Source organism: Sphingobacterium faecale (assembly GCF_016746095.1).
Taxonomy (GTDB): domain Bacteria; phylum Bacteroidota; class Bacteroidia; order Sphingobacteriales; family Sphingobacteriaceae; genus Sphingobacterium; species Sphingobacterium faecale.
This window is the reverse complement of the sequence record NZ_JAERTY010000008.1, coordinates 245,712-272,231: the sequence shown is the minus strand read 5'-3', so window position 1 is coordinate 272,231 and position 26,520 is coordinate 245,712. Positions and strand designations below refer to the sequence as shown.

The window sequence follows — 26,520 nt, the reverse complement described above, 5'->3', positions numbered from 1 at the left end:
TACCTTTAGGTCATACTATAGCACATGGGCTACTACTGTAAACCCGTCTTTGAAGGTGTGAGAACCTTGTGGAGCGGTATGGAGTAGCCCAGCTATAGTCCCTTTACTATCGAGACTCACCACATTTAAAAACGGTGAGTATGATTCACAAAAAACAATTTCTTAAAAATTTGATCTCTGCTCCAGAGTAAGGAAGCAGCCGTTTAGGCTTTCACTTTCCTACACTAAGATGGGCGCCCTCAATGTATAGGTCTTTATTTAATAACAAAATTATGAATGTTATAAACCTATTTACAAATGAAGCTATTTTACAGCTACATAGGGCGCTTACATCCCTATCCATCCTGTCTTTGGCCTATTGGCGACGACAAGTTTTACAAAATAATTAGGCCATACGCCACCGGATATCACTCAATATTATCCTTCAGACACTTTTGCATATTATGTTTCATGTTGTTTAGTATCGGGGGAGCCCGATCGCAGTCCCGAGCTGAGCTCGGGGCTATAAACAAACAGACAATTACACCTCTAAATATCGGTGATACTATTCCCGATGAATTGTGGGATTTACCTTTACCGGTTGTAAACCATCCTGATGGTAAAGAAATCATTACTCTAAGAGAATACGAAGATAAGCTGATTATACTTGACTTTTGGGCGACGTGGTGCGCTCCTTGTGTCAAGTCATTGTACAAGTTGGACACATTGCAGAAGGAATTTAAAGATGATATAGCAGTAATTGCTGCTAGTTATGAAGCAGGAAATATCGTTGCTAAAGCATATAAGGAAAGAGGTTGGAGACTTCCAAGTACCTTTTCAGATACGTTGACAAAAAAATATTTCCCTCATTTAAGTGTTCCCCACCAAGTGATTATTGACAAATCACAGGTTATTGCAATCACAAATGCAAACGAAGTTGACCACCAAAAAATCACGAACATACTCGCTGGCAAACAACAGCAATTCAACCTAAAAAAGGAATTTGAAATAGATAGATTTCGGTCTATAATCCCTTATGTTCATACCACAAGCCACCGTCAGGATTTTCAATCCGTTCTTACAGGATATATAAACGGAATAGCCAATTCCGGTCATGGTCACAATGGTGTCTTGAAAGAGCTCCATGTATTCAACCAGCCCATATCTTTTATCTACAATAACGTTCTTAAAATATCCCCAAATATGATTGAACTGGAGGTAAATGATAAGGAATGGTTCAGCCGTAAGACACGTAATGTATATGACAACCTATTTTGCTATCAACTGATCGTCCCATCTACAGTCTCTGATATACAGATGAAAAACATAGCTGTGAGCAACCTAAATAGCTACCTTAATCTGAATGGTAGATTTGAGAAAAGGGAAATCGAATGCTATGTTATAGTAGATAAGGACAATAGTTTGTTTCCTCTAAAAATTGACACATCCGGCAAAAACGAATATCTATTTGACACCATATTTGGATTACTGAATTTTTCTCTCAATTGGCGCCCAAATGCTAAACGTTTCATCGTCGAGGCTACCTATAAAGGGTCTGTTTGGGTGGAAAATCCCAATAGAGAGATCGCTGAACTAAAAAATGATATTCCGAAGCTGAATGAATTTCTTGCAGACTATAATCTAGAGGTTATCAAAGGGGTGCGTAAAGCTGATGTGTTCGTCATATCTGAAAATCAACCTTAATCCTAAAATCAAATGAAATCAATTATCTCCTTTATTACATTATTCGCTGCAGTAAACCTGCTGTTTGCTCAATCTGCAAATTACAAATCCACCGTTATCGATGCCAACACCAAAGAACCTTTGGGCAATGCTACCGTACATCTGAAAATAGGCAATACAACCGTCATGACTGATACAAATGGTAGTTTTGAAATAACTGCTAATCCTTCCGATTCGTTAATCTTCACGTCAATAGGATACCAGACATCGATTATTGCCGTCAAACAATTGGATGAAATGAAGTTTATTACGCTTAAAAGAGAAACAAAAGATATAGCAGCTATAGATGTCATAAGTACTGGCTATCAGCAGTTGCCTAAGAACCGTGCTACAGGTAGTTTTCAGCAGGTAAACAACGAACTTTTTAACCGCTCTGTATCTACCAATGTACTAGATCGTCTGGAAAATGTTGTTTCTGGCCTCATGTTTAACAGAGGTGATGCAAGCAATACCGATGCTTTTCTGATAAGGGGCCGGAGTACCATTACTGCTGATGCACAACCGCTCATCGTATTGGATGATTTCCCGTACGATGGAGATCTGCAAAATATCAATCCGAATACAATAGAAAGTGTAACCGTTTTACGTGACGCTGCTTCTGCTTCTATTTGGGGAGCGAGGGCGGCAAATGGAGTGATCGTCATAACAACAAAAAGAGGTAAAAATTTACACCCCAAAGTACAACTAAGTACAAACGTTACTTTTCGGGGAAAGCCGGACTTGTCCAATGTTTCAGTGATGACAAGTGCAGATCGGATAGAATGGGAAAAAAATTTATATCAATCCGGTTATTACCAAAGTGCCGAGGCAGGCAATACGCTTTCTTCAAGAACTGTTGCCATACCGGAAGCAGTTGAGCTGATGATTGCTAATCCGGCAGACCTTCAAGAGCGACTTGATAAACTTGCAGGTCAAAACGTCTATGATGACATATCCAAGTACTTTTACCGATCCAGTGTAAACCAACAGCATAATATTTCTGTATCGGGGAACGCATCAAACCTATCCTATATGTTCTCAACAGGGTACGACAAAAATCTGGAAAGTCTGGTCGGTACATCCTATGACCGTATTAGCCTGCGGTCGTCCAATCAATATAGATTTAATGAACGTTTGAAAGCTGAAGCCTCTATATTGTATACACAGTCAAGGCAGATCAGCGGAGGAAATGACGGGATGAACATAGGAAGCTTTAATAATGGTGTAAGTCCTTATGCACGTGTAGTTGATGACAACGGAAATGGGTTACCTTACTATCATATTCATCGCAAGCCTTTTCTTGATACCGTTGGAAACGGAAGTTTACAGGATTGGCTTTATAGACCCTATGATGAAATCAAACTAAGAAGCAACACCGATAAGGTTAGAGATATGCTCCTTAATACGGGATTGCAATACACTTTTTGGGACGGTTTGACAGCAGAAATCAAATATCAATATCAGAACCAATTGGGAAATATGCGTGAGGTAAATAGTCCCGATGCCTATAACTCAAGATATATGATTAACAGGTTTTCCCAAATAAATGCAAATGGTTCTGTAAATTATATTGTCCCCACAGGTGGAACAATACAGAGCAATTCAAGTGAAGTGCAGTCCCATCAAGGTAGAGCACAGTTGAATTATTCTAAAAATTGGGCATTGAAGCATGATGTAAATGCAATTGCAGGTTATGAAATAAGAAGCCGTGTCACTACCGGAGAAAGCTATTTCCGATATGGTTATGATGAGGAATTTGCATCAGTCAATCCAATTGTCGATTTAGTAACATGGTATCCAATGTTAGACAATGATAACACGATGCAAATCCCCTCTGGTGTCAACAATGTCAGAAAATACACGGATAATTTTCTATCCTATTATTTTAATGGGGCTTATAGTTATGACAATAGATACACGATTTCCGCTTCCCTGCGCAAAGACGAAGCAAATCTCTTTGGAGTAAATGCAAATATGAAAGGTACACCTTTGTGGTCGATTGGTGGCGCATGGACAGTCAGCAACGAACCCTTTTTTAATCAATTTTTTCTCCCATACCTGAAAATCAGAACAACCTATGGGGTTAACGGTAATATTTCAAGACTTGCCTCAGCTAACACGGTTACACTTAGGTTGGCAGGGGGGGCTACGCATGGTTATCCTACGCAGTCAATCATGTCACCACCAAACAAAAACCTTCGTTGGGAAAAGGTTAAGGTTTTTAATATAGGCCTTGATTTCGGCACAAAAAACAACAGAATAAGCGGAACTATTGAATACTATAATAAACATGCTGATGATTTATTAGCCCAGACACCAACAGATCCTACTCTTGGTTTTTCCAATGTCTATGCCAATATTGCATCAATGATTGGCAAAGGATTGGACGCAAGTTTAAACTCGATCAACATCAAGTCTTCTGCTTTTGATTGGCAGACCACATTCCTGTATAGCTATGCCAAAAATGAGGTTACTGATTACTACATGCCGGTAAGTAACATGGGAAGTACATATCTGATTGACCTGTCTTCTATTACGCCGGTTATAGGCAATCCACTATTTTCCGCTTATAGCTATATTTGGGCAGGGCTAAATCCTCAAACTGGTTCTCCGCAGATACTCGTTGATGGAGAAGTGCGCGAAGATTATAATAGCATATACAATACTATGCCATTGGAGAAACTTCAATATCATGGATCGATACAGCCTACACATTATGGCGCATTGAGAAATACGTTCGGTTATAGAAATTTTGGATTTTCTTTCAATATCAGTTACAAATTTGGCTATTATTTTAGGACTGCATCAGTATACAACAGTGGACTTGTAGCCAGTTGGACAGGACATGGTGATTTTAGCAAGCGTTGGCAAAAAAAGGGAGACGAACTTACGACCCACGTACCCTCTATGTTATATCCTGCTGAACCTTTAAGGGACAATGTATATCGATATTCAAGTTTACATATTCACCGAGCCGACAATATCCGTTTAGAGGATTTCAACCTATACTATGATTTTATCCCGAAAAAAAGCAAATCGTTAGAAAAAATACGGGTATTTATGTATATGTCGGATCTTGGAGCATTGTGGTATGCCAACAAAGCAGATATTGACCCTTATTATAATAATGTACCTCTCCAAAGGAGAAGAATTTCATTAGGTGCTAATATAAACTTTTAATTCAATGACCATGAAAAATCTTATATATATAACTGTTCTTTTGCTTTCGTTCACTGATTGTAAACGAAGTGATTTTTTGGATGAAAAACCCAATCAATCGAACGTAGTGCCAAAGACATTAGGTGACTTTGATGCTATATTGGATAGAGACATAGAAATGAACGCTTTAGGTATTACTGCAAGAGGCCCAGTCCCTGGATTAGGTGAAGCAGGAAGTGATAATTATTACCTTTTAGATGCTGATTTTAACGGAAGAATGTCTCCGCAAGTACAAAATTACTATACTTGGGCAAAAGATCCTTACGATGGTTCGGGTGTAAACGATTGGGTTTTTCCATATCAGGTAGTATTTTACGCTAATACCGTGTTAGATGGATTGGGAGCAGTTGAGCGGACTGATAATAACTATACTGAATTTGACCGTATAAGAGGAAGCGCCTTATTCGCAAGAGCACATGCCTTTTATCAGCTTGCTCAGGTCTTTGCTCCACCATATAACGAGACTTCGGCATTTAAGGACTGGGGTATTCCTCTAAGGCTCACAGCAGAGGTGGAAGAAAAAATTTCACGGGGAGCCTTAAAACAGACTTATGATAGAATTATAGAAGATTTGAAAACAGCAAGTGATTTACTGCCTGAATTGCCTGCTATAAAAACCCGTCCATCAAAGCAAGCTACGTATGGCCTTTTAGCAAGGGTCTATCAGACCATGCAGAAGTATGACGATTCTCAAAAGTATGCAAACCTTTGTCTTGCAATCAATGATGATCTATTAGATTACAATACCGTAAATTCTGCACTTAGTTATCCCTTTAGAGGAGGTTCTCAAAATCATAAAGAGGTAATATTTGCGTGTAAAATTGTTGGTGATCCTCTCCTTAGTTATCCTTTCAGGGCAAATATTGCATTTGTACCCTCTGATTTATATAATTTATATCTGAATGGAGATTTACGCAAGAAAGTGTTCTTTGGAACAAGAAGTGGCTTAATCTCATATAAAGGAAGTTACGATGGTGTAGCACATAGTTTTGGAGGTATTGCAATAGATGAAATTTATTTAATAAGAGCAGAGAATAATGCAAGGGAAAAGAAATTAGATGACGCATTGACTGATATAAATACTCTTTTAAAAAGTAGGTGGGATAAGAATATTCCATTTGAGCCATTGAGTTCTAATGATGAAGAAGAGGTTTTAAATATTGTACTCAATGAGCGAAGGAAAGAACTGATATTTAGGGGACTTAGATGGACTGATCTCCGTCGGTTAAATTTAGAGGGAAGGAATATAACCTTACATAGAACAGTAAACGGACAAGAATATACGTTGCTTCCCAACGATCCTAAATATACCTATCCCACTCCAAATGAAGTGATTTCATTCAATCCCGAAATGCCACAGAATAACCGCTAGAGAAAAGACATGAGGTACTTTTAATCCTCATGTCTTTAAACAAGTTTCCTTACGGCTCATCTACAAACCTTACTTCCGAAGCTGTAGTAATTGACGCATCAGTCACATTTGTTTGAGGAGAGTTAAATCCTAATGCACAGATTTCGTCAGTTTCTTCTTCGGGACAATCAACAGGGGGAGCTGGCTTAAGCTCATAGATACCTGTTGATTGATTTTTTACGTACCAATGTGATGCTGAAGAAGAATTTGCTTCGCTATTGCTTGCCAATTTAAACGACATGGTTGCTACTCCGATCACCAAAGCAAGAACCATCATTAGATTTACTTTTAACTTTTTCATTGTCTTAGAATTTTGACGTTATACAATATTTTATTTGTGTCTTTTGGCCGACCCGCCCTCGGTAGTTTCACTTCCCATGTCACTACCTTGTAGTTTGTACCATAAGTAAAGCCCCAAAACACTTAGGACCAAGAAAAATAGATTAAAGAAAAAATGCTGTGTCCAGTTCATACTTTTGATGACTGATCCGCATCCGCAGGGTAATTTTTCCCATGCGCCCAGGAGAGCCACGGCAACATAACCTGTAAAGGTCGCCATTAAAAAAGTGGATAGGATTAAACCTATCCTGCGGAATTTTTCTGATACTAACGCGAATGCGATCAATAGCTCCAAAGCTGGTAGAGTATAGATTAGCACATAACCTAAATCATTAGAAAAAGGTTGTTTTAAGACGCCATCTTTAAAGGATGCAAAATCTATTATCTTATCGATGATGACTGGCACCCAAAGGAGTAGCAATAGTGCAATTACTATATTGAAAGCGATCTGTTTTCTCTTTCGTTGGTCTTGATATGTAATCGTTGTTTCCACTGCTTTTGATTGCTATTGATACCTGTATCATCCTTTGGTATAAAGTTCACCAAAGTTGGAAACGTGAGAAAGAAAGAAACGGTAAAAATTGAGCAAGCTTGTGCCAAAATCTTACCATATTTTTCAATTTTCGGGAGAATGGTTATTTGTTGTGTTTTTGGTAGCCCTCTAAGGCATATCGAAATGTTCTTTCATCGGTATATCCGACATTCATATACACGTCTTTAATACTCATGCTCTCTTGATCCATTAAGGTGAGCGCCTTATCCATGCGCAGATATGTAAAGTAACGTTGGACAGTAAGATGGTAACGTCGCTTGAATACATTAGACAACGTACGTTCTGTCATATTAAAATGATCCGCTATAAATTTTGTATTTAGACTATGTTCGAGATAATTCGCTTCCAAAAACTTCTTGATTTCAAAAGCAATATCGTGATCCTCCAGTAAGTCATTGTAATATTCCAATAATAGACTTGTGTATTTGCGCAAATTTCCGTCCAACGCGCCTTTATTGTCTCGTGAATAACTGTAAATTTTGTAAAGCCACCGTTGTATTTTTCGATCCATACGACGCTGATGCATGAGCTCATAAAGGCGATTGCTGTCGTCGAACTTCTGTAAGATGTATAAAACATTTTGATAATCTTGGGTAATGCTCCTGATCCATTCGGGATGTAAGCAGATGACTAAGGCAATGTGTCTACCTTTTTCAAAATATACTGAATAAAGTCCATTATCAAAATAGGACATCATGAGGGTATTGGCCGGTGTCCTGACAATTGGTTTCTTATCTCTAGTGGTATAAAGTAAACAACCCTTTAACATAAAATACATAAACAATTGTCTATCATGAATAACAAATGAAATATTGGAAGGCTCTTTGACATCCATCTCAACAAGATCAATAAAAAATGGCTTAAGGTTCAACTGCTGGCTAAATAACTCTAATTCTTGAATTTTGAAAAGATGTTTTTCTTTAGCAAAGGGCAATCGATACCTGCACCATTTTGGAGGATCTTCGACTCGCTTCTTATGGTCTAAGCATTCGTCATCGATATATAGCGTATACGGCACTTTCATAGATTAGCGTCATTATCTCGATACGTGTTATAATGTTCGTTGATCCAGTTGACCATAGCAATCAGCAATCCTTTCATTTTTTTAGCCGCTGAAAATTCCACATCGGTCGACTTCTTTTGTAAACTTTCTGCAGACATTGCTGCAGTTTTGGGAGTACGAAAGTGTGCCGCAAAATGAGCAAAAGTACCTCGAATATCTTCTTTCGTCAATAGTCCATTTTCTAGAAACAGTCTAATCAGTAAGCCAAATTGAGGAACAGAGAGGTTGAACAGTATACGGCCACCAGATTCTGCTAGCTTATTGTCCTGAAGCTCCGTTCTTCTTAACTTAATACGCTGGTTGATATGCCGTTTTTTTTCTTTTAAAAATTCTTTCAATTGAACACAGATAGATATATCTTCTGCCAAGAATTTCATTTTTTCTTTAGGTATCAAACCATTCAATCGATCTTCCATTCCAATCAGCATTTCTTTTTGGCGATGCAGGCTAGGTTCGTCGTTTAGCAAATTTTTACAGCGTTCTGTCCAATACAAAAAAAACATCGGTGTATTAAAATCAAAACGGTAAAGTAGCTCTTCTACAATGGAAGTTTTGAGTACTGATACTTCATTCAACGCATCCATAATAGAAGCCATATAATTAACATCTGACCTAGATATACCTTTCTTAGCAATCAACATTCTTAAACCTTTAATCAATAATGAGCTCAATTCCGTATCAATGTTCACTAAACCAATTTTTCGTTGTAACATGGTCAGTTTATGTCTCAATGCCAACCTAACAGTTGCTATGGAATGTAAAGTCAAGGGAATATGGTAGAGTATATCACCGTCAATTTTACCACAATCTTCTAAGAGCGATTCGAGCTGTCCAAGAATTTTCAAGTATCGATGTCTGATGTTGTGAGTTGTGGTGTCTTCGCTACGATATTTAGCAGATTCAATCAAAAAGTCATATATCTTGTCACTAGTGATCACCAATTGCACCAGTGCCGTTTTGGCCTGCTTGTGAGAGAAGCCAAGTCTTTCGACAAAATATGGTCTGAACATACCAATACCAACCTCTAATCGATTTTCAATATCAGATTGGTTCGTGTTTTTCTCTAGATTTTCTATTAGCCGTTGGGGATTAAGATTATGCTCCAACGTATAAATCCATTCCATAGATCTGCTTTCCATAACACTCAATTATCAGGTGTGCAACCATGAACTGGTAAAATTGAGTAATACAGGAGTACTACGAATAGTTAACTATAACGTATTTTCCTACGCATTTATAGCGTAATATATTAATAGATTGAATATTACACGTCATCATAGTCGTTCATTTTCTTAACGAGTGTAGACCTGGACTTGACGAGTGTCTTGTTGAATATATTCTGCACATGCTTACTAACCGTACGGTCAGAAATAAAAAGTTTGTTAGCTATCTCCTTGTAACTTAACCGTTCACAGATTAAATATACGATCTCTATTTCTCTGTTACTTAGTCCAAAGCGCTTGCTATTTCTTTCGATAATTATACGATCGATAGGCACCAGCTCCAGCTCGCTGAGCAACTTCTGTTCAGCACGACTAACATTTAATGTTCTATATAAAAGTAACGCACTAATAGCTACAAACCCTAGATTTGTAAATAGAGTTTCTGTAGGCTGTCCCCACTGAAAGTAAACAACTGGAGCCATAAAGGCCCATGGCATAACAGCAAAATATGTTGCAACCACCTCAATATAAAGGTTTTTATTTCTGTTTTGACGATATGCGTACCAGATAGCTTTACCTACAGCGGCCAAGAGTATAAAAGAATAAATAGTGGGTATTAGGTATCCATATTTTTGGGTAAAATGCAAATCTTCATGAGTAGAATATCCAATAACAAAAAAAAATAGATATGGGACCAACAGAAACAACGGCACACCATATATCGCCAGAAAACGTAGCTTTTGCAGACCAAAAGCCAAGTAGAAATAAAATGGAAAATAGGCTGCAATAGTAAAGCCTATTCCGTTGACAACAATATGTTGCACATATATAGGGATATGATATTTATCATCCGGAAAAAGCCCATTCGCAACGTTGAAAATTACAAGTAGAAGCAATAAAACAATATACCATAGTCTCTTATGTTCTTTTTTGCGATTGAGGTATAATGCGCTCTGTGCACCGATGGCAACGAGTTCAATTACTATAGCCAAAAGTGTAACTAGATGCATTTGTGTACAATTTATTTGCATGTAGACAATTTGTTTAATGAACGGATTACGTAGGCATTAGCAATACTGATGGTGATCGAGATAATTAAATATTTTGCTGGAAATACAGAAAAGCCCTCAAAAAGGTAAACCTACATATGTTTACATTTATACTTTAATCAGCGATAGTATCATCTCGTTCATTTTTTCCTTTTTAATAAGAAGGAAAAGTTCGATTAACGATCCTTCTAATTTTTAACATTACTCCATATTTAATTTTTAATAAGCTCTAAAATTTAAATAGAAAGGCTCAGTCTTTTTTGATTTTCTTACGGTGCTAACCTCGAAATTTCCCATTCAAGATCAGCTGTCAAGTTATAAAGAACTCTGTCGTGCAGGCTATCTCCTCTGCCTTGCCAGAATTCTATTTCGTAAGGTTTTGCAAGATAACCACCCCAATATTCTGGCCTTGGAATTTCCTTACCCCGAAATTCTTTTTCCAGTTCGTGCATTTTATTGGTGAGAAAATCGCGGTTGGGTACTTGCTTACTTTGCCGGGTTATTAGCGAACTCAGCTGATTCCCTCTTGGGATCATCTGAAAATACCGATCACTTACATTTTCAGGAATTCTTTCCAGATTAGCTTTAACAATGATCTGCCTTTGTACCCTTGGCAGAAAAAAATGAAGACAGGCCTGACGTGTTTTTTCTATCGCCTTACCTTTTCGGCTATCGTAGTGAGTGTAAAAAATGAAGCCATCCCAATTATATGAATTGAGTAAAACCATCCGTGTTCTGGGGCAGCCATCTTCTTCTACGGTAGAAACCGACACCGCACTGGTTTCGTTTATTTGTCCATCTGCAAACCAATCATCAAACTGCTCCATTGGATTTTTCCTAACCTTAGTTTCATCCAACTTAAATTTATCATAAATATGATTTATATTGAAAGGACTTTCTGAATAATTCATGCTGTCTAATATTTTTATAATTATCGGGTTGTAGATTTCAAAAATCCATTTGAACCACTTGAAGAACCCTACGCTTTTTTCGTGTCTTTTTTATTATTGATAGCAATAGCCCTCCCATAACAGCACCATACTAATTTTTTTGTCAGGCAGTGTTGATCAATAGCACTTAAATACAGACCATATTTTCGTATTTAGTCTATATATATTCCAATCCATTTGATGACGGCAATACCTCTCATTGAAATTCAAATTTTGTCCTTGCCGATTAGAGGAATTTAACTAAAAAACCTGCATCAATATTCTCGTGTGAAGCCGAAAAAACTGCTTTTCCATTTTTGATAACCAAGATTTGAGGAGATTGATGTTGAACGTTAAATCTTCTTGCTATTTCATTGGAAATATCTCTGAAATGGATCAAATCCAGATAGAATGCTTCTATTTTTTCTTTCGGATAATCAAATTCGTTTTCAAATGAATTCAACACAAAACGGCTTATGCTACAACGTATGCTGTGCTTAAAAATTACTATGGTTTTTTGATAAGAATTCGTAATGATATCCTGCAGTTGTTGCTGATCGTTCAAGGGAATCCAATCAAAATCTTTCCTGTTGGATTGTTCATTACTACTAAAGAGTTGTCTAAAAAAGCCCATAAATATGCTATTAATAAATTTATATATGCGGACTGATAAGTCCCGATTTTATCTACTTCATATTATTGATATGAAATGACTTAATAGGTTTCTGTTTAAAATTTTCCAGAACAGAAGACATCATTTTGTATGAAGCAACCATCCGGCAAAGAAATCTTCCAAACCCGTGTTGTCACTATTTGATTATTTCTGTAAACGTCATATTGTTGACTTTTCTTTTTTGAAAATCGAAAGCAATAACCCTCCCATAACCGCACCATAAAGCGTACTGTTTATAGGACTGGAAGTTATGGCACAGCTACCCGAACTGCAACCTATGAAATTCCAATAGAGATATCCGGCAATTGCACCGATAAACACTCCCATAATTGTAAGGAAGTGTTTTTTAACGAACTTCTTCATACCTAACTTCTTCTAATTTTTTATTGCTTTTTGCAATAGGTGTACTGCAACCCGAAACACCACAACAGCCAACATTCATCAACGGCATTAATGCAAACATACCTCCTAAAATTGCTAATATCCATTGTTGATCCATAACTCCTTGTACAATTACAAAGATGCCCAATGCCAATCTCAGCACCCTCATAATATTCCAATTTCTTAAATAGTTTTTCATACTTATATTGATTTAATATTCAACCATCAATTGCATTACTTTCTTGTTATCTGCACAAAAAAAATTATTTGGGTACAATGCCAACTAAACAAAACCCCGTTTCTGTCTCCCGAATATGGAACTCAATAAATCCAGCTTTTGTAAACAGCTCCACCCAGCCTCGCTTATTTCCACCGGATTGAGGTGTGAATGAACATACAAGCTTAGAACCAGGTAATAATACACGTTTCAGTTCCTTCAATCCGTTCAGTGGATCGTTCCAAAAATGCATATTGTCCATTGCTAATGCGCCATTGAAACTATTGTCGTCAAAAGGCAAATGGCTTACAGTTCCTTTAAACAGAGCTATTTTTCCTTTATTGATAGCTTCAATATTACGTTCGGCAGCCAACCTGTGCATAAGATCTGATGGATCGATACCCACAACACTTCCATCGGTAACTATTTTTGCAAGCACTTCCAAGGCTATTCCAGGACCAAATCCAATTTCAATAACACGGTCCTTTTTTGTTAGATCGAGAAGCGCTACTGCTTTTATTGCCATTGTATCGCCCTTGTCAACCATCATTGCAGCTCCTTTTTCGCCCCAATTCCCGTCAGGAACAACAAACATCCGATACATATCCAACATGATATAGTTAATTTGTATTTCTATTAGTCACAACCGTCTTCAATAGAGCAGCTTTTTCCTTGTGAAACCTGTATCACCACTTCGGGATTAGATTTTCTCCACTGCTCGAAAGAAGTATTTAATGTTTCCAAAAATGCTTCTGCGGGCTGTGCACCCGAAACAGCATATTTTCTGTCAAATAAAAAGAATGGAACACCGGTAACACCAATATTTTGAGCTTCCTGTATATCCTGAGCAACTTCATACTCAAAACTTTGATCGTCAAAAATGGATTTTACGGCAATTTCATCCAGACCAAGTTCCAAACCTAACTGTACTAAAGTTTCTGTATCAGCAATATTTTTACCCTCTGTAAAGAACGCAAGAAATAAACGTTCCTCAGCCTGATCACCAAGGTTTTTGGATTTTGCAAACTGTATAAACTGATGTGCTTTTTTTGAATTGACAATTACAGATTGATCTAAATGATAATCCAGTCCCGATTGCTTCGCCATTTCAGTTACATTTGACAGCATGCCATTGACCTGTTCCTGTGACATATTCTTTCGCTTTGTCAGATAGTCGTGGTAGCCTTCCGCAGTCAACTCAGAAATTGTCGGGTCTAACTGAAAACTTTTCCATTCTACCTCAAGATTCTCCTTATGTTCGAACTGTTCCAGCGCAGCTTCAAAATTTCTTTTCCCTATGTAGCAGAAAGGGCAGATTACATCACTCCATATTTCTATTTTCATTTTATTATCTATTTTAAATTTGATATGTAAAGCTGATTTTTTAATTATAGCTCTCTGTTTATTAATGTCATCAAATCTGATGCGGGGAAAACTCCTGATTGCCTCCACTTCAGCTCTCCTTTGTTAAAGATCATTAAAGTTGGGACACTACGAACCTGAAGTTGTGTAGCAAGTTCTCTATTTTTATCAATATCGATTTTGATGACCGTGGCACTATCTCCAATATTTTTTTTCACTTCTTCCACAATTGGCCCTTGCATCTGACAGGGACCGCACCAGGTTGCAAAAAAGTCTATAAGTATTGGTTTGTCCTGATTTATTATTTCCTGAAAATTCATTGTTTCCTGTTTAGGTTTACGTAGCGTGATAAATAAGCCGTCTGTTTCAACGGCTTTATCTCATTATAGCAATGATGCGTTTAACGTGATTTCAACATTCAAGGCATTTCCTACGGTACACATCGCTTTGGCCTTATCGGCTAATTGTTGAAAAAGATCATTCTCAATACCCGGAATACTTGCTTTAAAATTGATGTTTGAACTCTTTACAACGTTATTTTCTATTACCAGTGAAACATTGGTTTCAAGGCTGTCGGCAGTAAATTCATTTTCTGAAAGAATGTACCCAAATGTCATGGCATAACAGGTGGCATGGGCTGAGGCCAGCAACTCTTCCGGGTTTGTAAATGTGCCATCACTTTTTGCAAAAAAAGGCTTGAAGTTGACACCGTCCAGACCTGAGTTTTCTATGTTCAGTTCCCCGTTTCCCTGTTTGAAATTTCCCTGCCAAACGGCTTTAATGTTTATTCCCATTTTTTCTATTTTTTTAAATTATCTATGCTACAAAGTTACTTTTGCATAAGTTTTTGGGCAATGGATATAAGGCACAATGTATAGGACATTTTTCCTTTTTTAGTCCATAGTAGCATCCTTCCTAAATTCCAACGGTGATGTCCCTGTATGTATTTTAAAAAAACGGATAAAATAGGATTGGTCATCATATCCGAGCTGTGCTGATATTTCCTTTACGGTAAGATCTGTATTGGCCAATAATCGCTTTGCCTGTAACATGATCCTATTTTTAATGATTGAGTTTGGTGATATCCCTTTCTCATTTACTATTTTTCTGTTCAACGTTTTGGGGCTTACGTAAAGCAGTTCTGCATATTCCTTAACACTATGCAGTTCATTGTATTTAATTTCAACAAGCTGACTGAATTTCCTGCTCACACCGTCTTCTTTCACTTCCATATCATTTTTATCCGGCGTCCGTTCAATCCATGCTCTGCTTGCTGAAATAATAAGTTCTTTCAATTTTGTTCGGAGCATTTCTTCTGCCCAATAGTCATCTATCTGAAATTCGTCTTTCAGACTTGCCATAATCCTGCAAAAGTGATTACTTTCTTTAGTATCCAAACCAATCATTGGCGTCTCAAAAACGTTATTGAAAAGGACACCGTCACAGGTGAGTTCTTTGTCATGGAAGGCAATACAGTAAAACTGAGGATTGAAGTAAATCAGATGTCCTTTTGCGTGATTTCCAAATTGAAATTGTTGTCCTATATTGAAAAAGAACATCGTATCCTGCTCAGCTTTATATGTTGAAAAATCAACGCTGACGGTACTTCCTTTTTGTGCAAAAAGAATAACATAGCAATCTGATGAATCACTGCACGGCAGGAATTTTTCGCCGACTGAAATTGAAGTATCAAAATCTAAATATCCAACTTTCTTATTTCCAAAAGATTTTAGAAGTTCCATTTGTAGATTTTTATATGAGTTAGTAGCAGGTAGATTTCAAATTTTCAAAATCCATCTCTTACGGCTTTCTATGGTTTAGTATGTCTATCCGATTTTTTCCTATTCGAAATCTGGATAGTTATTAATTTTGCAGTAAAGACAAAAAGGCGGTATGGCATAAAATGCCAACCGCCTCTCCCAAAACTATATTGTTTTACTTACCCCAAAATTCATTTTCATCATCCTGGTCATCTGAAAACGTCCAGATGTGAACAATTTTTCCGTCTTTCAGTTCGAATAAATCAATTCCGCCCATATCAATGTTCTTCGTCTCTTTATTGCCCGTGAACCATACCGGAACAGCAACCAAAGAACCACTTTCCATAAGTGATCCATTAATTCTTACTGCCATAGTTCCCGATGTGTCGCTCATCATACCGCCAATCATTTGAAAAATTTCATCTGGACCATTTTTCAAACCGGAAAACTTATTATCACCGGGTTGGCTCCATTTGGTTTCTGGTGTGAAATAAGAAAGAACTTTTTCTGTATCCCCCTTTGCTAATGCATCGAAATAAGATGCTACAATTTCTTTTGCCTGCATAGATCAAGTTATTTTTACTTAGTAAAGTATCCTTTGTTGTCCTTAGCCCATTCTTCCAAAGAAGTCATTTTTACAGGTAGTTTTTCAAGTACCTTGTTCATCTCAGGGTTAAATTTTGAAGGATATTCGGTAGCCGTTTTCAAGCTTTCGTAGTATGAGGCAACCGCAGATGCTCCTGCTTCACCAACGTAAGGAGCTAAAATATCTTTGAATTCTTGTGGAGGCTGTGCATAGTAGACAATGTTATCGCCAAATCCTTTTGAGAACCTCTCCGCAAGATCATTTCCTTTTAGGTTTTCCAAACCACTAATTTGGAAAGTATCCGCTTTTAGATCATTATTGTAGATTGCCTCAACAACAAATGCACTCACATCTTTAGAAGCTATCCATCCGATAGGCATTGCTTCGGGAGTTGGGTATGCTAATTTTTTTTCATTTACGATAAATGGTGCGCAAAAACCACCCATCATATTTTCCATATAGATTGTCGGTTCGATGATCACATATTCCAATCCGCTGTTTACAAGATAATCTTTGATGTCTAACTTAACATCATCAGTAGGAACACCGATTTTTTGCTCAGGAAGCCATCCGCTGGTGTTCCAAACAATTTTCTTAACACCGTTTGCTTTGGCAGCGTCTATTACATTTTTCGCATAAACTAAACCATCAAAAGGATTTGGTAATGAAACAGGGATCATAAATGCGATAGCATCAATACCTTTAGTGATTTCGTTCATTTTTGCAACATCACTTAAGTCTCCTAACACAGGCGTTGCACCAGCATCTTTCAGCTTATCAAAGCTTTTTTCCGAACTTGTAGCTGCAAATACTTCAGCACCTTTTTTCTTTCCTTCTGCAATTACATTGAATTGTTGTGAGCCTGTAGCTCCGAATACTAAAATTTTCATTTTTTCTTGATTTTTATGTGTATTGTTTAAAAAACTATATGATTCTCCATCTTCGGGAACCTTTACTAGCCCAACTAACCTTTTTTCTTGAAGAAATTCTTTTAAATCTTTTTTGGTAAGCCTAAAGTGGTTTACGCCTTCCATATGACTGATAATTAATGTAGATTGTGGAACTGCACCATGAACTTTTAAAATATCCTCCTTGTTCATTATGACCTGACCGCCGAAGGCAAACTGATTATCACCACCATTTAAGACCACAATTTCTGGATTATGTTGATTCAGGGCGTCCTGTACTCCTTCATACCAAACCGTGTCGGCAGCGATGTACAAGGTTTTTTCGGCAGGATGTTTTAAAACCAATCCGCAGACCAGACCAGCAATTTTTAAAATATATCCTTTTCCGTGTTGTGCTTTGGTTCTGCATAGTTGAATATCTCCAAAACTTGAGCTTTCGGTAAGAACTTCCACATTGGTAAATCCCGACTTTTCGATAGTCAGTTTATCCGCTAGGTCCTGCACAAATATTTTTATCTCTTTAGGCAAAACCCTAATAGCTTCTTTATCCCAATGGTCGATATGTAAATGGCTCAAAAAAACAAAATCAACATTTTTTATAATTTCTTCTTTTGAAATTGGTAAATCGCTTAACGGATTTTTTTTGAAACTCCACGTTTTGGATGGAATAAATGCAGGTAACGTTCCTTTTTCAGAAAGCATTGGATCAACCAAAATTTTCTTCCCGGCATATTCTACCAGTATGGTGGCGTTTCGTATTTGCTGGATTTTCACTTATTAACTTTTTTACAACTATAACTTGCACAAAAGTAATACATAACTTACCTTTGCACAAGTACTTACAAATCAGTAAGGTACTTACAAAAAAGTTAGAATTGACATAAAACAATGGAAAAGAAGGAAAAAAAAATTTTGCCGTGCGATGATAATTGTCCTGTAAAAGCATCGTTAAGCCTCTTGTCGGGTAAATGGACTATGATGATTATCTTTCAGATAGGTGACGATGTGATGCGATACGGCGAGTTAAAGAGAGCTATTCCGACAATCAGCGAAAAAATGCTAATACAAGAGTTGAATATGCTTGTTGAGAATAAATTGGTAAACAAGAAAGCCTACCCGGAAATTCCGCCAAGAGTAGAATATAGATTGACCGAACTTGGTTTAAAGACCATTCCAATTATCGATAAACTTGTAGAGTTTGGAAAAGAAAACTTACTGAAGTCTTAATTTGACTGCTTAATCGTTAAATGTATGATATAAAGGAATATGTCGAATGGTTTATTGACGATTCGTTAGATTCCATATGAAATATATACAGTGTACGGACAGTAGCCCATCTCTTATTGATGCATATTTAACCAATGGTTCCATATCAACCTCGAACTGATTATGCATTATGGAATAGGACTGGATATAGCGACCTAGGGAGCCCGATCTACAGATACAGTCCAATGACAACAGAGACGAGGCGCTTCGCTCCATTCTGCATAACTCTGTATTTAATTCTCCAATCTTAAAACATTTAAAAAAGTCTTTCGATAAAAGATCTGTATCGATTGTTTAAGATTGCTATAATAACAAAAAGTAAAGATGCTGAAATAATAAGCGCAACATTTATTCCTTGTAGATATAGATTTTCGGGAAGTATCTCACCTAAAAATAAAATACTGCCGATAAGTATTCCAGCCATTACGACAACGGCTTTTACCCTTAGAGTTTTTAATGCTGAATTCATTTTTTCCTTTTCGACAACAAGATCGGATTGCTCTATGCCCACATATTCATAGTATACGGATTGACTTCGTATGAAATGATATGTTTCATAAATTACAATCAAGGTTGTCAATAAGAAACCGTGTTTCAGTCCTGCTGAATAATCGGAGTTTTTTTGAAAGTAATATATGTAAAGTAAAAATAATACGACGACTACAGAACAGATTCCCAATAATAGGAATGTCATCAACCGATAAAACTTAATTATGTTTTCTGGCATCCGTTATGAAAATTTTAAGGGTTAAACTTCACTTTTCATACTTGTTATAAAACTGAATTTATTCGCTTTTTGATTGCGGAGTGTTTCAATAACCTGACCCACTGCCGGAAATTTTACGTTGGCATCCGCTTTAATCAATATCTGTAATTGCTTTTCATGTAATTGGTAGTTTATCGTACGTGCAGCAGATATCCAGTTAAAAAGCTCGTTTGAAAGGTTGGTAGTAGTATCTACGGCAATACCTGGATTATATGCTTTGTCCATTAGTTTATCTGACGGAAGAGAGAGGAATTGTTTCAATTGGCGTAGCGGAACACCTAACGTTTCCAATGCCATAAATTTCTCTTTTTCCTCAGGAGTAAGAGCTATACTATATTTATTTGCGATCTTTTCTAATGTTTTTTCCTTAACATCTTTTTCTGCAATGGAAAGGAGACACTTTCCATCATTACTGATGGTAATCATTGCAAAATTTTCATCGGGTATCTTTTCAGTTGTGATGGATGCGGGCGTATCAACCGGTATAGGTTCGGGAGCCTTAAATACCGCAGTCATTACGAAAAAATTTAATAAGAGGAATGTAACATCTGACATTGCTGTCATATCCACACTTGGTGCTGTTCTTTTGATTTTGATTCTTGGCATCGTATTTCAAATTAATAGTACAATAGTAAGCATTGTTGACTAATATTAGTCAACAATGCTTACTATTTTTACTTCTATTTACACTACGATGACAAAAAAATTACTTATCAAGTAAGAGGGCTAGTATGTTAAGACTATTAGCAATTGACTTTTGATCCACTCCATCCGAAATTGTATCTATGTATCTACTGAATCGCAGGTGTGACTCATCAACAATATTTTTCCCTATTTCTGTTAAATTAATTTTTGAATATCTTTTATCTGATTCCATCGTTTGAACCTCAATAATGTTCTTCTCGACCATACTTGATATGATACGGCTCATTGCCTGCTTTGTGATCTGGGCTTGTTTTGCCAGTAGCTTATTCGTAGTACCTTCCCTGTCTATGTGAATAAGCACTTGCATATAGGATAGTTGAAATTTTCCAGGCCATAAATCTTGCAAATTTGTTTCAGCCCAATCTTCAATATCTTTTTTTAGGGCGTAGATTATTCGTATGTATTGAACGGGATCCATAATTTTATTATCATTCATATGATTACTTGGGACTATAAAACAAACATAACAACTTAGTCATTAGGTATCAAATTCTGTATATGCGAATTATTTTTAATATGTTTAATATTTATTTTTTTCTACAAAATACGTGTTTCATTCTACCCAAATCTATCATTATTACTTAACGGCTTTACGAATTCTCAAATTTGAAACAGAAAATTTAAAGATGAGGCAAAGTATGTAGAAGATCTCTTTCCTAAAATACTGGCATCTCTTAAAATAAAAGGCCTATCAGTCTATTTTGTAAATCATATCCGTAGTTACTGGCCGTAGTGATGTATCTGCTGGCAAACTAAACAGTGTCACTCCCCCCTATTGCCAGAAAGGTCTGAACAATCGAGATCCGCCGATAAAAAGATTAATTCATCAGTCAGTTATTGATAGCACCGTTTAAGTTAGCAACTTGATATTTTGTCTCCTTGGGCTTTAGGTCATCTAATTTCAATTCAATATATCACTTTGTATTTATAGAAAAATAAAATATTAGATCGGCGGCATCTTATGACGCGACTATTTTAAATCAGTGGTAAAAATATTTTTCAAATAATCGCTTAATTCCGAGCCACTACCGACCCCTCTATATACGATCTTTCCGTCTTTATCCAATAGAATTTTAGTAGGAAAAGCGGTAATACTGTAAGTCTTTACAAGATCTTGTTTATCTTTCTCCTCATCATTTAAAATATGAATCCATTCAATTTGATCTTCATTTATTGCATCTACCCAAGCCTTTCTTGCCCGCTCAGAATTACTTCCTTCGCTAGCAATACCAATAATCTCCAATCCCTTAGATTTATATTCGGCATGTAGGTCACGCAAATGCGGGTGTGACGCTCGACAAGGACCACACCAGCTTCCCCAGAAGTCTAATAAAACATATTTACCCTTGAAATCAGATAAGCTTATTACATTTCCATTTATATCTCGCCGAGAGAAATCAGTAGCCTCAGCACCTAAAGAAGTAGCTTTAAGTTTCATTAGAAATTCTAAATAGGCCTTCCCCTCACTAGATTGCTTAATATTATAATCCAAAGATTCAAACAAGGAAATGATTTTATCTGGCTCTGGATCAAATCCAGCAACGTCTTTAAGGACAAAAAAACTGATTAGGGATGAAGGATTACTGTTGATCCATTTTAATCTTATTGCATTTTTTTTATCCTCAATCCTCTCCACTTCTTCCAACAATCTATTCTCTAAACTATCAGTCATTTCTAATTGAGATGAAGAATGAAAAACTCGATCAATTTCAAGGTTAAATGGTTTTAACTTCTCATGCAGAAATTGAAATTCATTATTTAATATCCCTCCTTCTATGACAATATTCGAAAAAGACGTATCTGATTTCAATAATATGATTCCATTCTCTAAAAAAACACTTATCTGAGGAGAACGCCGTCCTTCTAAACCATATATAACTATAAGCTCTGCTCGAGTAGGTTCCTTTTTAAATGAAGTTATTTCAAACTGACCGTTTTCAACTTTAGCAGAATCAACGTCTTTGCCAACGAACATAAAGACCGTAGCGGGACTATCAAGATCAACAATATTTCCCTTTATTACGCATTTTAATTCTTGTGCAGATAAACATGACAAACAAAATAGGGCCATGCAAAAAACAAATAAATTTTTCATCATATTTTAATTAGTTATTGTGGATAACCATCGTTTTGCGAAAGAGTAACGTTTGAATTTCTAGCATTCTGAGGGATTGGTAACTTCACCGCATATGCCTTCCAAGTAAGTGGCTTTTCAGCACTCAAAACTTCATCTGCTAGCTTTGTCCGTATCAGATCAAACCACCTATGCGAATACTCAGCAAAAAGTTCAGTACGTCTCTCTTTTGCAATACGTCCCAAAAGGTCTGATTGATTAATACCGTCAAATTCCGTATCGAGTCCTGCTCTTCTACGAACTTCTTTCAAATCGGCTATTGATCCCATAATATCAGGCACCTCCATTCTGGCTCTAGCTTCCGCACGAATAAGATATTGCTCCCCAAGTCTCAAAACCAAATCTGCTTCATTCCCGTTGACATTACTCTCAGTTGTATATTTGTATTTTGATGGATAGTAATATTCCTTACCATCTACTGCGGTAATCTTCCCTAACCATTCCATAGCACGATCATCTCCCTGCTCAAAAGATTGCAAGAAACTGTCTGTAAAGACAACCCTAGGATTGTTTGTCTGTTGATTTGGCGCGAAAACATCTTGAATGTATGTTCGTCCGTTATTAGAATTAAAACGCCAAATAGCTTCCCTACTATTATCCAAAAAAACACTATTAATTGCGGACAACTCAAATAGATCTGTTCTATTAATAACTTTAGATGCTTCTTCTATAGCAGCATCATATCGTCCGGTAAATAGATAAACACGAGACAATAAAGCCGTTACAGCCCAAGTGGTAGCCCTCCCTCTACGTGAATCTACATAAGCATAGTCGTCAGACATTAATTGCCTTGCTTCTAAGAGATCCTTTGTAATTTGAGCATAAACCTCTTCCTTCCCAGATCTGGGAAGCCTTTCGTTAACAGCGACATCAATCGACTTTACCAGAGGTACGTCTCCAAAATAATTTAACAAATAAAAATAGCAGAAAGACCGAAGAAATAGTGCTTCACCAATGAGTTGATTTTTGAATTTTGTAGAGATATTTTGCGAATCTTCTATTCTTTGTAACAAGCTATTATTAAAATATATAGCCTGATACAGATCGGACCATAAATTAAGTACAGTCTGATTCTCTGGATAAATTACATTTATGCCAAATTCATCCATCGATGCACTTTGATATAATCTAAACTCATCAGATAGACGTCCCCCTATATTAGTAACTACATTTCTAAAGGCACTTGCTTCTGTGTAATTATAGTTATGCATATAACTATAAATCCCCATAACAGCTGCATTGGCAGTAGAAGAATCTTGGAAGACCTCTGATGCATCCATTTGGTTAGAAGGCGCAGGAACTTCTAACCATTTTGAACAACTAAAAAAAGATATTGTAAAGAAAGACCAAAGTATAGTCTGTAATTTTACATATTTGAAAAGATACTTATTCTTCATCGTCTTATATTTTTTAAAAGGATAATTGTACACCAAAGTTAATCACGCGCATTGGAGGCATTTGATTAAATGTCTCTGGATCAAACCCTTTGTATTTAGTGATCGTGAAAAGATTTTGTGCATTGGTAAAAACCCTACATTTGCTAATTCCAGCTTTTTGTAACCAATTTTGTTGAAAATCGTATGCCAATTGAACGTTTTTAAGCCGAATAAATGATGCATTTACCAACATAGCATCAGATCGTGTATAATTTTGATACCCCCTATCAATCTCTGTTCCAGACATTTGAGTTACAGGTATTTCAGGAGTACCAACAAAAGCAGGTTGATTATTAAAAAAGCCTGGCATTGATCTTCCGTCATAATTGTAGTCTAACTGGTAGTATCTAAAATCATACCCATCTTGCTTCATAAAATGGAAGAAAATATCCAAGTGCAGATTAGCGTAGCTAAATGTATTGGAGAATCCTCCATATAAATACGGTGATGATTGACCCAAGATCACTTGATCACCACTGCCATTGACTGCCAAACCTTCAGCTATACTTCCATTGTTATCTTGATCAACAAATTGCGCGATACCATCGTTAAATCCTGTAAACTGATACAGGGGAATTGCACTCAATGGCTTTCCTATAGCAAATTGATTACGATAAATTGAGCTTTCCAATCCATCCATTGCAAGGAGTTTATTTTGCAGAATCGTTAAATTAAAATTAGATTGCCATGAAAACTTTTCTCCTGTCACATTTTTTGTGTTTAGATCAAATTCCCATCCATTATTTCGAACCAAGGCATCCAGATTGCCCATGTAATAAGAAAATCCAACCTGAGGTGTCAAAGGAATATCTGTAATCATATTAGAGGATCGACTTTCGAACCAATTGATAGTAAGTCCAATTCGATCTTTAAAAAACCCTAAATCTGCTGCAAATTCTAATTTCCTTGTCTTTTCCCAGTTGAAATATGGATTGTAAATTCGTGAAGGGATATATCCTGGCAGTCCTCCGTAAGTATAATTATTCGAGCTGTAAGCATCTTTGTAGATATTATCTGACGTCTGGTCATTACCGTTTGTACCATAACTTGCTCTAATCTTTCCTAAACTAAGCCAACTAGATTCTTGCAGAAACTCTTCATTAGATAATACCCAAGCTAATCCGAGAGCACCAAAAGTTCCAAATCGATTTTCAGGACCGAATCTTGAACTTCCATCTCGTCTTAGCGTAGCATTTACTACGTAACGCTTTTTCCAATCATAGCTGGCTCTTCCAAAGACAGAAATGTATTTGTACTTAGATGACGCACTGGTCAGTGAGGATACTTCACCCGCAGCATTTATATTTTTCAATTGAGAATCGTTCGGATAGTTGTTTCCGATCATCTGAAATGGCTTTTGAAAATCGGATTGCTGATATGTACCTCCTAATAATACGTTTAGACTGCCAGATCCAATTTCTTTCCCATATTGCAACTGTGGTTCTGTGATAAAACTTTGTGTCTGGTCAATGGAGTACATGGCAAAATTATACGCGTAGGCAGGGTTCGAAGCTGAAAGAGGAAAAGTCGCTACTTGACTGATATCCATACGTGTATACCCCGAATTAATTAAAAAATCAATACCTTGACCGATCTTATATTTCAAAGAAAGATTACTTTGTAGCGTAGCTGATTTTGCGTTGTGTTCTGCGTTCATTCCTGCAAATGGATTAGTAAATTCATTGGAGTAAAAATACTTTCCGTCTTCATTATAGATTGGCAGGTTAGGAGGAAGATATAAGAAATTGAATGGAGGTGTATATAAATGAGGCAGTAAATTATTATCTTTATTATACATCCCCGTTAAACCTAAGGTAAATCTATCATTCGACGAATTATGTGTATAATTAAAGTGGACACCACCTCGCTTATAGGAAAACTTGTCTATCGGAAAAACGGATCCTTCACGTCGATACGTTCCGCGAACAAGATATCTATTTCTTTGATCCCCGCCACTAAGTGCAAGTGCAAAGTCAGATATAGAACTGGTATTACCTATCAACTCTTTAGGCCAATCACGTCCTTCCGTTTGGCTCCAAACCGTAAGGTCAGGTGCATTTGCTGCATCGGGTGTGATTCCATCATTAGCAAATGCCTCTCTTCGAAGATCTAAATAATCTTTAAGCGCGAGCATCTTTGGATAACGGGTAACCTGTGCAAATCCCTGATTTATATTAAGGTCTAAAGTACTTTTTCCTATAATACCCTTTTTTGTAGTAATCAAGATTACCCCGTTTGCTCCACGGGAACCATATATTGCAGTTGCATCGGCATCCTTCAGAATTTCTATGTTTTCAATATCTGCTGGATTTAGGGTATTTAATGGACTGTTACCTCCATTCGGGATATTGATATATCCCCCACTACTTTGACGGTCAACTGGAACATCACTAATGGGGACGCCGTCAATGATATAGAGCGGGCTATTACCCGCGTCAATGCTATTTTGACCTCGTATCTGTATATTTACTCCGCTTCCGGCATAACCATTTGATTGAACAACATTTACACCAGCAACTCGGCCTTGAAGCCCCTGCATAACATTGGTAACCGGTTGCTTTTCTAAATCTTCTGCGCCCACAGACCCAACGCTTCCTGTATTTAAAATTTTACTCGTTGTATAATACCCACGATTAATAACGGCTTCTTCTATTACGTTAGTAACAGCTTCGAGCTGAATAACTCCCATATCAGGCTTTACCAAAAGTGTCCGGCTACCATAACCTAAATAGTAGACTTCAATCTTGGCATTTTGAGGTACATTTTCTATTACAAAATCGCCGCCTTTGTCAGATATAACAGTCTTTGATCTTTCATTACTACTCAGAATAATCCGAATAGTAGCACCTGATAAAGCAACTCCATTTTGATCTTGCACCTTACCCTTCACAACTATTCC

The 26,520-nt window shown here is 36.8% G+C and carries 26 protein-coding genes; 4 read left to right on the top strand and 22 right to left on the bottom strand.

What is annotated here, in order from left to right:
- Positions 1-450 precede the first annotated feature (450 nt).
- Genes JKG61_RS15055 through JKG61_RS15045 form a run of 3 tightly spaced genes read left to right on the top strand, consistent with a single transcriptional unit; the run spans position 451 to position 6,292 of the window.
- On the top strand, positions 451-1,683 hold the full coding sequence (locus JKG61_RS15055) for a TlpA family protein disulfide reductase (RefSeq protein WP_202103778.1): 1,233 nt from the start codon (positions 451-453) through the stop codon (positions 1,681-1,683).
- Positions 1,684-1,695: 12 nt separating this feature from the next.
- Positions 1,696-4,881, top strand: a complete 3,186-nt coding sequence (locus JKG61_RS15050; protein ID WP_202103777.1) for a SusC/RagA family TonB-linked outer membrane protein — start codon at positions 1,696-1,698, stop codon at positions 4,879-4,881.
- Between the two features lie 10 nt (positions 4,882-4,891).
- Positions 4,892-6,292: a RagB/SusD family nutrient uptake outer membrane protein gene (locus tag JKG61_RS15045; RefSeq protein WP_202103776.1), complete on the top strand. Its 1,401-nt coding sequence runs from the start codon at positions 4,892-4,894 to the stop codon at positions 6,290-6,292.
- 49 nt (positions 6,293-6,341) lie between these two features.
- On the opposite strand, the gene JKG61_RS15040 is transcribed toward JKG61_RS15045, so the two are convergent.
- The 16 genes from JKG61_RS15040 to JKG61_RS23185 form a co-directional block, all read right to left on the bottom strand.
- Positions 6,342-6,632 carry a DUF6520 family protein gene (locus JKG61_RS15040; RefSeq protein ID WP_202103775.1) on the bottom strand — a complete coding sequence of 97 codons (291 nt, stop codon included), beginning with the start codon at positions 6,630-6,632 and terminating at the stop codon, positions 6,342-6,344.
- A 30-nt stretch (positions 6,633-6,662) separates the two neighbouring features.
- On the bottom strand, positions 6,663-7,163 hold the full coding sequence (locus JKG61_RS15035; protein WP_237249491.1) for a MauE/DoxX family redox-associated membrane protein: 501 nt from the start codon (positions 7,161-7,163) through the stop codon (positions 6,663-6,665).
- Positions 7,164-7,305: 142 nt separating this feature from the next.
- Positions 7,306-8,247 (bottom strand): helix-turn-helix domain-containing protein, encoded by a 942-nt coding sequence (locus JKG61_RS15030; RefSeq protein ID WP_202103774.1) that lies wholly within the window; start codon positions 8,245-8,247, stop codon positions 7,306-7,308.
- Positions 8,244-9,425 (bottom strand): hypothetical protein, encoded by a 1,182-nt coding sequence (locus tag JKG61_RS15025; RefSeq protein WP_202103773.1) that lies wholly within the window; start codon positions 9,423-9,425, stop codon positions 8,244-8,246. The genes JKG61_RS15030 and JKG61_RS15025 overlap by 4 nt, the downstream gene beginning before the upstream one ends.
- Positions 9,426-9,550: 125 nt before the next feature.
- On the bottom strand, positions 9,551-10,459 hold the full coding sequence (locus JKG61_RS15020; protein WP_237249490.1) for a helix-turn-helix domain-containing protein: 909 nt from the start codon (positions 10,457-10,459) through the stop codon (positions 9,551-9,553).
- 308 nt (positions 10,460-10,767) lie between these two features.
- Positions 10,768-11,409, bottom strand: a complete 642-nt coding sequence (gene pdxH, locus JKG61_RS15015; RefSeq protein WP_202103771.1) for a pyridoxamine 5'-phosphate oxidase — start codon at positions 11,407-11,409, stop codon at positions 10,768-10,770.
- Positions 11,410-11,674: 265 nt separating this feature from the next.
- The gene (gene ytxJ, locus JKG61_RS15010) at positions 11,675-12,061 is read right to left on the bottom strand and encodes a bacillithiol system redox-active protein YtxJ (protein WP_202103770.1); all 387 of its coding nucleotides are present in this window, start codon (positions 12,059-12,061) and stop codon (positions 11,675-11,677) included.
- A gap of 198 nt (positions 12,062-12,259) precedes the next feature.
- Positions 12,260-12,463, bottom strand: coding sequence for a DUF6132 family protein (locus JKG61_RS15005; protein WP_202103769.1), 204 nt, complete (start codon positions 12,461-12,463; stop codon positions 12,260-12,262).
- The gene (locus tag JKG61_RS15000) at positions 12,447-12,680 is read right to left on the bottom strand and encodes a hypothetical protein (protein WP_202103768.1); all 234 of its coding nucleotides are present in this window, start codon (positions 12,678-12,680) and stop codon (positions 12,447-12,449) included. The genes JKG61_RS15005 and JKG61_RS15000 overlap by 17 nt, the downstream gene beginning before the upstream one ends.
- Positions 12,681-12,744: 64 nt before the next feature.
- The gene (locus JKG61_RS14995; protein ID WP_202103767.1) at positions 12,745-13,311 is read right to left on the bottom strand and encodes a class I SAM-dependent methyltransferase; all 567 of its coding nucleotides are present in this window, start codon (positions 13,309-13,311) and stop codon (positions 12,745-12,747) included.
- A 23-nt stretch (positions 13,312-13,334) separates the two neighbouring features.
- A complete protein-coding gene (locus JKG61_RS14990; protein ID WP_202103766.1) occupies positions 13,335-14,042 on the bottom strand; it encodes a DsbA family oxidoreductase in 708 nt (235 codons plus the stop codon).
- 44 nt (positions 14,043-14,086) lie between these two features.
- Positions 14,087-14,380, bottom strand: coding sequence for a thioredoxin (gene trxA, locus JKG61_RS14985; RefSeq protein WP_202103765.1), 294 nt, complete (start codon positions 14,378-14,380; stop codon positions 14,087-14,089).
- 63 nt (positions 14,381-14,443) lie between these two features.
- On the bottom strand, positions 14,444-14,854 hold the full coding sequence (locus JKG61_RS14980) for an OsmC family peroxiredoxin (protein ID WP_202103764.1): 411 nt from the start codon (positions 14,852-14,854) through the stop codon (positions 14,444-14,446).
- Positions 14,855-14,953: 99 nt separating this feature from the next.
- Positions 14,954-15,802 (bottom strand): helix-turn-helix domain-containing protein, encoded by an 849-nt coding sequence (locus tag JKG61_RS14975; RefSeq protein ID WP_202103763.1) that lies wholly within the window; start codon positions 15,800-15,802, stop codon positions 14,954-14,956.
- 193 nt (positions 15,803-15,995) lie between these two features.
- Positions 15,996-16,385 carry a nuclear transport factor 2 family protein gene (locus tag JKG61_RS14970; RefSeq protein ID WP_202103762.1) on the bottom strand — a complete coding sequence of 130 codons (390 nt, stop codon included), beginning with the start codon at positions 16,383-16,385 and terminating at the stop codon, positions 15,996-15,998.
- 14 nt (positions 16,386-16,399) lie between these two features.
- Positions 16,400-18,088 (bottom strand): NmrA family NAD(P)-binding protein, encoded by a 1,689-nt coding sequence (locus JKG61_RS23185; RefSeq protein ID WP_202103761.1) that lies wholly within the window; start codon positions 18,086-18,088, stop codon positions 16,400-16,402.
- A gap of 114 nt (positions 18,089-18,202) precedes the next feature.
- On the opposite strand from JKG61_RS23185, the gene JKG61_RS14960 reads away from it, so the two are divergent.
- Positions 18,203-18,541 carry a winged helix-turn-helix transcriptional regulator gene (locus tag JKG61_RS14960; RefSeq protein WP_202103760.1) on the top strand — a complete coding sequence of 113 codons (339 nt, stop codon included), beginning with the start codon at positions 18,203-18,205 and terminating at the stop codon, positions 18,539-18,541.
- A 295-nt stretch (positions 18,542-18,836) separates the two neighbouring features.
- Here JKG61_RS14960 and JKG61_RS14955 read toward each other — a convergent pair whose 3' ends face one another.
- From JKG61_RS14955 to JKG61_RS14930, 6 genes are all read right to left on the bottom strand, one after another.
- Positions 18,837-19,307 carry a hypothetical protein gene (locus tag JKG61_RS14955; RefSeq protein WP_202103759.1) on the bottom strand — a complete coding sequence of 157 codons (471 nt, stop codon included), beginning with the start codon at positions 19,305-19,307 and terminating at the stop codon, positions 18,837-18,839.
- 21 nt (positions 19,308-19,328) lie between these two features.
- Complete coding sequence (locus JKG61_RS14950) at positions 19,329-19,952, bottom strand: ExbD/TolR family protein (RefSeq protein WP_202103758.1); 624 nt, start codon at positions 19,950-19,952, stop codon at positions 19,329-19,331.
- A gap of 100 nt (positions 19,953-20,052) precedes the next feature.
- Positions 20,053-20,487, bottom strand: a complete 435-nt coding sequence (locus tag JKG61_RS14945; RefSeq protein WP_202103757.1) for a MarR family winged helix-turn-helix transcriptional regulator — start codon at positions 20,485-20,487, stop codon at positions 20,053-20,055.
- A 534-nt stretch (positions 20,488-21,021) separates the two neighbouring features.
- Positions 21,022-22,149: a TlpA disulfide reductase family protein gene (locus tag JKG61_RS14940; RefSeq protein WP_202103756.1), complete on the bottom strand. Its 1,128-nt coding sequence runs from the start codon at positions 22,147-22,149 to the stop codon at positions 21,022-21,024.
- An 11-nt stretch (positions 22,150-22,160) separates the two neighbouring features.
- Positions 22,161-23,582 carry a RagB/SusD family nutrient uptake outer membrane protein gene (locus JKG61_RS14935; RefSeq protein ID WP_202103755.1) on the bottom strand — a complete coding sequence of 474 codons (1,422 nt, stop codon included), beginning with the start codon at positions 23,580-23,582 and terminating at the stop codon, positions 22,161-22,163.
- 13 nt (positions 23,583-23,595) lie between these two features.
- Positions 23,596-26,511 carry a SusC/RagA family TonB-linked outer membrane protein gene (locus tag JKG61_RS14930; protein WP_202103754.1) on the bottom strand — a complete coding sequence of 972 codons (2,916 nt, stop codon included), beginning with the start codon at positions 26,509-26,511 and terminating at the stop codon, positions 23,596-23,598.
- Positions 26,512-26,520: the final 9 nt, after the last annotated feature.

Coding starts and splice junctions, on each gene's coding strand:
- JKG61_RS14955 (WP_202103759.1), bottom strand. CDS start 19,307: ATGCCAGAAAACATAATTAAGTTTTATCGGTTGATGACATTCCTATTA.
- JKG61_RS15040 (WP_202103775.1), bottom strand. CDS start 6,632: ATGAAAAAGTTAAAAGTAAATCTAATGATGGTTCTTGCTTTGGTGATC.
- JKG61_RS15030 (WP_202103774.1), bottom strand. CDS start 8,247: ATGAAAGTGCCGTATACGCTATATATCGATGACGAATGCTTAGACCAT.
- JKG61_RS14950 (WP_202103758.1), bottom strand. CDS start 19,952: ATGCCAAGAATCAAAATCAAAAGAACAGCACCAAGTGTGGATATGACA.
- JKG61_RS14935 (WP_202103755.1), bottom strand. CDS start 23,582: ATGAAGAATAAGTATCTTTTCAAATATGTAAAATTACAGACTATACTT.
- JKG61_RS15045 (WP_202103776.1), top strand. CDS start 4,892: ATGAAAAATCTTATATATATAACTGTTCTTTTGCTTTCGTTCACTGAT.
- JKG61_RS14970 (WP_202103762.1), bottom strand. CDS start 16,385: ATGCAGGCAAAAGAAATTGTAGCATCTTATTTCGATGCATTAGCAAAG.
- JKG61_RS14980 (WP_202103764.1), bottom strand. CDS start 14,854: ATGGGAATAAACATTAAAGCCGTTTGGCAGGGAAATTTCAAACAGGGA.
- ytxJ (WP_202103770.1), bottom strand. CDS start 12,061: ATGGGCTTTTTTAGACAACTCTTTAGTAGTAATGAACAATCCAACAGG.
- JKG61_RS14990 (WP_202103766.1), bottom strand. CDS start 14,042: ATGAAAATAGAAATATGGAGTGATGTAATCTGCCCTTTCTGCTACATA.
- JKG61_RS14995 (WP_202103767.1), bottom strand. CDS start 13,311: ATGTTGGATATGTATCGGATGTTTGTTGTTCCTGACGGGAATTGGGGC.
- JKG61_RS14940 (WP_202103756.1), bottom strand. CDS start 22,149: ATGATGAAAAATTTATTTGTTTTTTGCATGGCCCTATTTTGTTTGTCA.
- JKG61_RS15050 (WP_202103777.1), top strand. CDS start 1,696: ATGAAATCAATTATCTCCTTTATTACATTATTCGCTGCAGTAAACCTG.
- trxA (WP_202103765.1), bottom strand. CDS start 14,380: ATGAATTTTCAGGAAATAATAAATCAGGACAAACCAATACTTATAGAC.
- JKG61_RS15025 (WP_202103773.1), bottom strand. CDS start 9,425: ATGGAAAGCAGATCTATGGAATGGATTTATACGTTGGAGCATAATCTT.
- pdxH (WP_202103771.1), bottom strand. CDS start 11,409: ATGAATTATTCAGAAAGTCCTTTCAATATAAATCATATTTATGATAAA.
- JKG61_RS15000 (WP_202103768.1), bottom strand. CDS start 12,680: ATGAAAAACTATTTAAGAAATTGGAATATTATGAGGGTGCTGAGATTG.
- JKG61_RS14975 (WP_202103763.1), bottom strand. CDS start 15,802: ATGGAACTTCTAAAATCTTTTGGAAATAAGAAAGTTGGATATTTAGAT.
- JKG61_RS15055 (WP_202103778.1), top strand. CDS start 451: ATGTTGTTTAGTATCGGGGGAGCCCGATCGCAGTCCCGAGCTGAGCTC.
- JKG61_RS14945 (WP_202103757.1), bottom strand. CDS start 20,487: ATGAATGATAATAAAATTATGGATCCCGTTCAATACATACGAATAATC.
- JKG61_RS15005 (WP_202103769.1), bottom strand. CDS start 12,463: ATGAAGAAGTTCGTTAAAAAACACTTCCTTACAATTATGGGAGTGTTT.
- JKG61_RS15020 (WP_237249490.1), bottom strand. CDS start 10,459: ATGCATCTAGTTACACTTTTGGCTATAGTAATTGAACTCGTTGCCATC.
- JKG61_RS14960 (WP_202103760.1), top strand. CDS start 18,203: ATGGAAAAGAAGGAAAAAAAAATTTTGCCGTGCGATGATAATTGTCCT.